The organism is uncultured Ruegeria sp. (assembly GCF_947497005.1).
Taxonomy (GTDB): Bacteria; Pseudomonadota; Alphaproteobacteria; order Rhodobacterales; family Rhodobacteraceae; genus Ruegeria.
Genome location: NZ_CANMFF010000049.1, coordinates 1 through 4,497, shown reverse-complemented (window position 1 = coordinate 4,497; position 4,497 = coordinate 1). Strand labels below are relative to the sequence as shown.

At 62.9% G+C, this 4,497-nt stretch carries 3 protein-coding genes; all 3 read left to right on the top strand.

Going from position 1 to position 4,497, the window contains the following annotated elements:
- Positions 1 to 1,083: glycine cleavage system aminomethyltransferase GcvT (gene gcvT / locus Q0816_RS25815; RefSeq protein WP_298856155.1), on the top strand; the 1,083-nt coding region annotated here is incomplete at its 5' end.
- 18 nt (positions 1,084 to 1,101) lie between these two features.
- Positions 1,102 to 1,467 (top strand): glycine cleavage system protein GcvH, encoded by a 366-nt coding sequence (gene gcvH, locus Q0816_RS25810; protein WP_298856152.1) that lies wholly within the window; start codon positions 1,102 to 1,104, stop codon positions 1,465 to 1,467.
- Positions 1,468 to 1,643: 176 nt separating this feature from the next.
- The coding region (gene gcvP, locus Q0816_RS25805) for an aminomethyl-transferring glycine dehydrogenase (protein ID WP_298856150.1) at positions 1,644 to 4,497 on the top strand (2,854 nt) is incomplete at its 3' end.

The following is a 4,497-nucleotide window of genomic DNA, read 5'->3' as shown; positions in this document are numbered from 1 at the left end:
AAACGCACGCCCCTTTACTCATTGCATGTTGAGTTGGGTGGTAAGCTGGTTGATTTTGCTGGTTGGGAGATGCCTGTTCAGTATCCTTTGGGTATTATGGGTGAGCATAGGCAGTGTCGTGAGAAGGCGGCGTTGTTTGATGTGTCTCATATGGGTCAGGTTATTCTGCGGGGTGAGAATGTGGGTGAGAAGCTGGAAGCTTTGTGCCCGCAGGCTTATGCGACGTTGAAGCCGGGCAAGGCGCGGTACGGGTTCTTTACCAATCCGGAAGGCGGGATCATGGATGACCTGATCGTGTCGAATGCGGGCGATCATTACTTTGTGGTGGTGAACGCAGCACTGCGCGATCAGGACATTCCGCATATGCGTGACAATCTGGACGGGGTTGAGGTGACCGAGATCTTCGACCGCGCGCTGGTGGCGGTGCAGGGTCCTGCAGCGGAAAACGTCGTAGGAGACCTCTGCTCCGCGGCCCGCGATCTGAAGTTCATGGAGACCACGCTGGCCGATATCAACGATGTCGAATGCCGCATCTCGCGGCTGGGCTATACCGGCGAGGACGGCTACGAGATCTCGATCCCCGAGGACAAGGCGATCGACGTGTCGAAAGCCTTCCTGGCGCATGAAGATTGCGAAGCGGCGGGTCTGGGCGCGCGCGACAGCCTGCGGCTGGAGGCGGGTCTGTGCCTGTATGGCAATGACATCGACCAGAGCACCTCGCCGGTTGAGGCGTCTTTGGGCTGGGCGATGCAGAAGCGCCGCAAGGAAGACGGCGGTTTCCCGGGCGCGGAGCGCGTGCAGCGCGAACTGACCGAGGGCGCATCCCGCAAGCTGGTCGGCATCAAGCCCGACGGCCGCGCGCCTGCGCGTCAGGGCGTGGAAATCCAGTGCGCCGCGGGCAACACCATCGGTCAGATCACTTCGGGCAGTTTTGGCCCCACGGTCGGCGGCCCGATTGCGATGGGCTATGTGTCTGCGGGCCATGGCGAGCCGGGGGAGAAGGTGAACCTGATCATCCGGGGCAAGGCGCAACCGGCCGAGATCGTGGCCACGCCTTTCGTCAAACAGAATTACAAGCGTTGAAGTCAGGAGAGAGACAACATGGCAACCTATTATTCCGAAGAGCACGAATGGCTGACCGTCGAGGGCGACACCGCCACGCTGGGTATTACCAAACACGCGGCTGAACAGCTGGGTGAGGTGGTCTTCGTCGAGCAGCAGGAAGCGGGCGACGAGTTCGAAAAAGGCGGCGAGATCGGTGTGATCGAATCCGTCAAGGCGGCGTCCGAGCTCTATGCGCCGGTTGATGGCGAGATCGCGGAAGTGAACGAGGCGCTGGCCGACAATCCCGGCGCGCTGAACGAAGACCCCGAGGGCGAAGCCTGGATCTACAAGATCAAGATCGCAGACGCCTCGCAGCTGGAAGGTCTGATGGATCTGGACGGCTACAAGGCCCTGATCGGCTGATACGTGCCGGAGCCCCCGCGACCGGGGCTCCATTGTTCTAACTTCTGCCGCCGAATTTGGGTTCTGCCCGTTCGGGCCTGAACCTGTCCACTGGACAGAGTCCGGGACGGCCCTCACCCCCCGCCGGAAGCTTCTGCCAGAGCGGCTGGGTGAGACATTCCATGAGGAGCGCTGCAATGGCCTTCAAACTGACCGATTACGAAGCCTATGACTTCGCCAATCGCCGCCACATCGGCCCGTCGCCCACCGAGATGCGCGACATGCTGAAGGTGATCGGCTTCAAGACGCTGGACGAGTTGATCGACGCCACCGTCCCGCCCGCGATCCGGCAGAAGGAACCGCTGGACTGGGGTCCGGCGATGACCGAGCGCGACGCGCTCTTTCACATGAAAGAAGTGGCGAGCAAGAACACCGTTCTGACCTCGCTGATCGGGCAGGGATACTATGGCACCACCACGCCGGCGCCGATCCTGCGCAACATCCTGGAAAACCCGGCCTGGTACACCGCCTACACCCCCTATCAGCCCGAGATCAGTCAGGGCCGTCTTGAGGCGCTGCTGAACTTCCAGACCATGGTCAGCGACCTGACCGGGCTGGACGTGGCCAACGCCTCGCTGCTGGACGAAGCCACAGCTGCGGCGGAAGCCATGGCGATGGCCAAGCGTGGCGGCCGGTCCAAAGCCAATAACGCGGCCTTCTTCGTCGACAAGAACTGCCACCCGCAGACCATCGCGGTCATTAAAACCCGCGCCGAGCCTCTGGGCATCGACGTGCAGGTGGCCGATCCGGACACGCTGGATGCAGGTTCCGTCTTTGGCGCGATCTTCCAGTATCCGGGCACCCATGGTCATGTGCGCGACTTCACATCGGAAATCGCGGCGCTGCATGAACATAAAGCGATTGCCATTGTTGCCGCCGACATCCTGTCGCTGGCGCTGCTGAAGTCACCGGGTGAGATGGGCGCGGACATTGCCATCGGCTCGACCCAGCGCTTTGGCGTGCCGATGGGCTATGGCGGCCCGCACGCCGCTTACATGGCGACCACCGACAAGCTGAAGCGCTCGATGCCCGGCCGGATCATCGGCGTGTCGATCGACAGCCGTGGCAACAAAGCCTACCGCCTGTCGCTGCAGACCCGCGAGCAACATATCCGCCGTGAGAAGGCCAACTCGAACGTCTGCACCGCGCAGGCGCTGCTGGCCGTCATTGCCTCGATGTATGCCGTGTATCACGGCCCCGACGGCATCAAGGCCATCGCGCAATCGGTGCACCGCAAGACCTCGCGCCTGGCTGCCGGTCTGGAAGAGGCGGGCTTTGCCGTTGAACCGGAGGTGTTCTTTGACACCATCACGGTCGAGGTTGGCCATCTGCAGAATGTGGTGATGGAGGCCGCCGTGGCCCGGGGCGTCAACCTGCGCAAGGTGGGGACGAGCCGCGTGGGCATCAGCCTGGACGAACAGACCCGGCCCGAGACCATCGAGGCGGTCTGGGGTGCCTTTGGCATCGATCGGGCGGATGACAGCTCGAACAAGCAATACCGCCTGCCGGATTATGCGCTGCGCGAAAGCGCGTACCTGACCCACCCGATCTTCCACAAGAACCGGGCCGAGGCCGAGATCACGCGGTATATGCGCCGTCTGGCCGATCGCGACCTGGCGCTGGACCGGGCGATGATCCCGCTGGGCTCGTGCACCATGAAGCTGAACGCCACGATCGAGATGATCCCGGTCACCTGGCCCGAGTTCGGCAACCTGCACCCGTTCTGCCCGCAAGATCAGGCGCAGGGCTATCATCAGATGATCGCCGATCTGAACGATAAGCTGTGTCAGATCACCGGCTATGATGCGATCTCGCAGCAGCCCAACTCGGGCGCGCAGGGCGAATATGCGGGTCTGCTGACCATCCGCAACTACCACGCATCGCGGGGTGAGGCGCACCGTAATGTCTGCCTGATCCCAACCTCGGCGCACGGGACCAACCCGGCCTCGGCGCAGATGGTGGGCTATCAGGTTGTGCCGGTGCAGGCGGATGACAAGGGCAACATCGATGTCGCCGATTTCCGCGCCAAGGCGGAAAAGCACTCCGACCATCTGGCCGCCTGCATGATCACCTACCCGTCCACCCATGGCGTGTTCGAGACCACCGTGCAGGAGGTCTGCCAGATCACCCATGATCACGGCGGTCAGGTCTATATCGATGGCGCCAACATGAACGCCATGGTCGGCCTGTCGCGTCCCGGTGACATTGGCGGCGATGTCAGCCACCTGAACCTGCACAAGACCTTCTGCATCCCGCATGGCGGTGGCGGCCCCGGCATGGGTCCGATTGGCGTCAAGGCGCATCTGGAGGAACACCTGCCCGGCCACCCGGAATACGGCACCGCCGTGGGCCCGGTCTCGGCCGCGCCATTTGGGTCTCCGTCGATCCTTCCCGTGTCGTGGGCCTATGTGCTGCTGATGGGCGGCGCGGGTCTGACGCAGGCGACCAAGGTGGCGATCCTGAACGCCAACTACATCGCGGCGCGCCTGGCCGATGCCTATCCGATCCTCTACACCTCCGAGACAGGCCGTGTGGCACATGAATGCATCCTCGACACCCGTCCGCTGGACGCCGAGGGCAATGTGAGCGTGGACGATGTGGCCAAACGTCTGGTCGATTCAGGCTTCCACGCGCCGACCATGTCCTGGCCGGTGGCCGGCACCCTGATGGTCGAACCCACGGAATCGGAACCCAAGGACGAGCTGGACCGCTTCTGCGACGCCATGCTCTCGATCCGGGCCGAGGCGCAGGACATCATCGACGGCAAGATCGACGCGGAAAACAACCCGCTGAAAAACGCCCCCCACACGGTGCGCGATCTGGTCGGCGACTGGGACCGGCCCTACACCCGCGAACAGGCCTGCTTCCCGCCGGGATCCATGGGCGTCGACAAATACTGGTCACCCGTCAACCGCGTCGACAACGCATACGGCGACAGAAACCTAATCTGCACATGCCCCCCAATGGAAGCGTACGAAGAAGCAGCAGAGT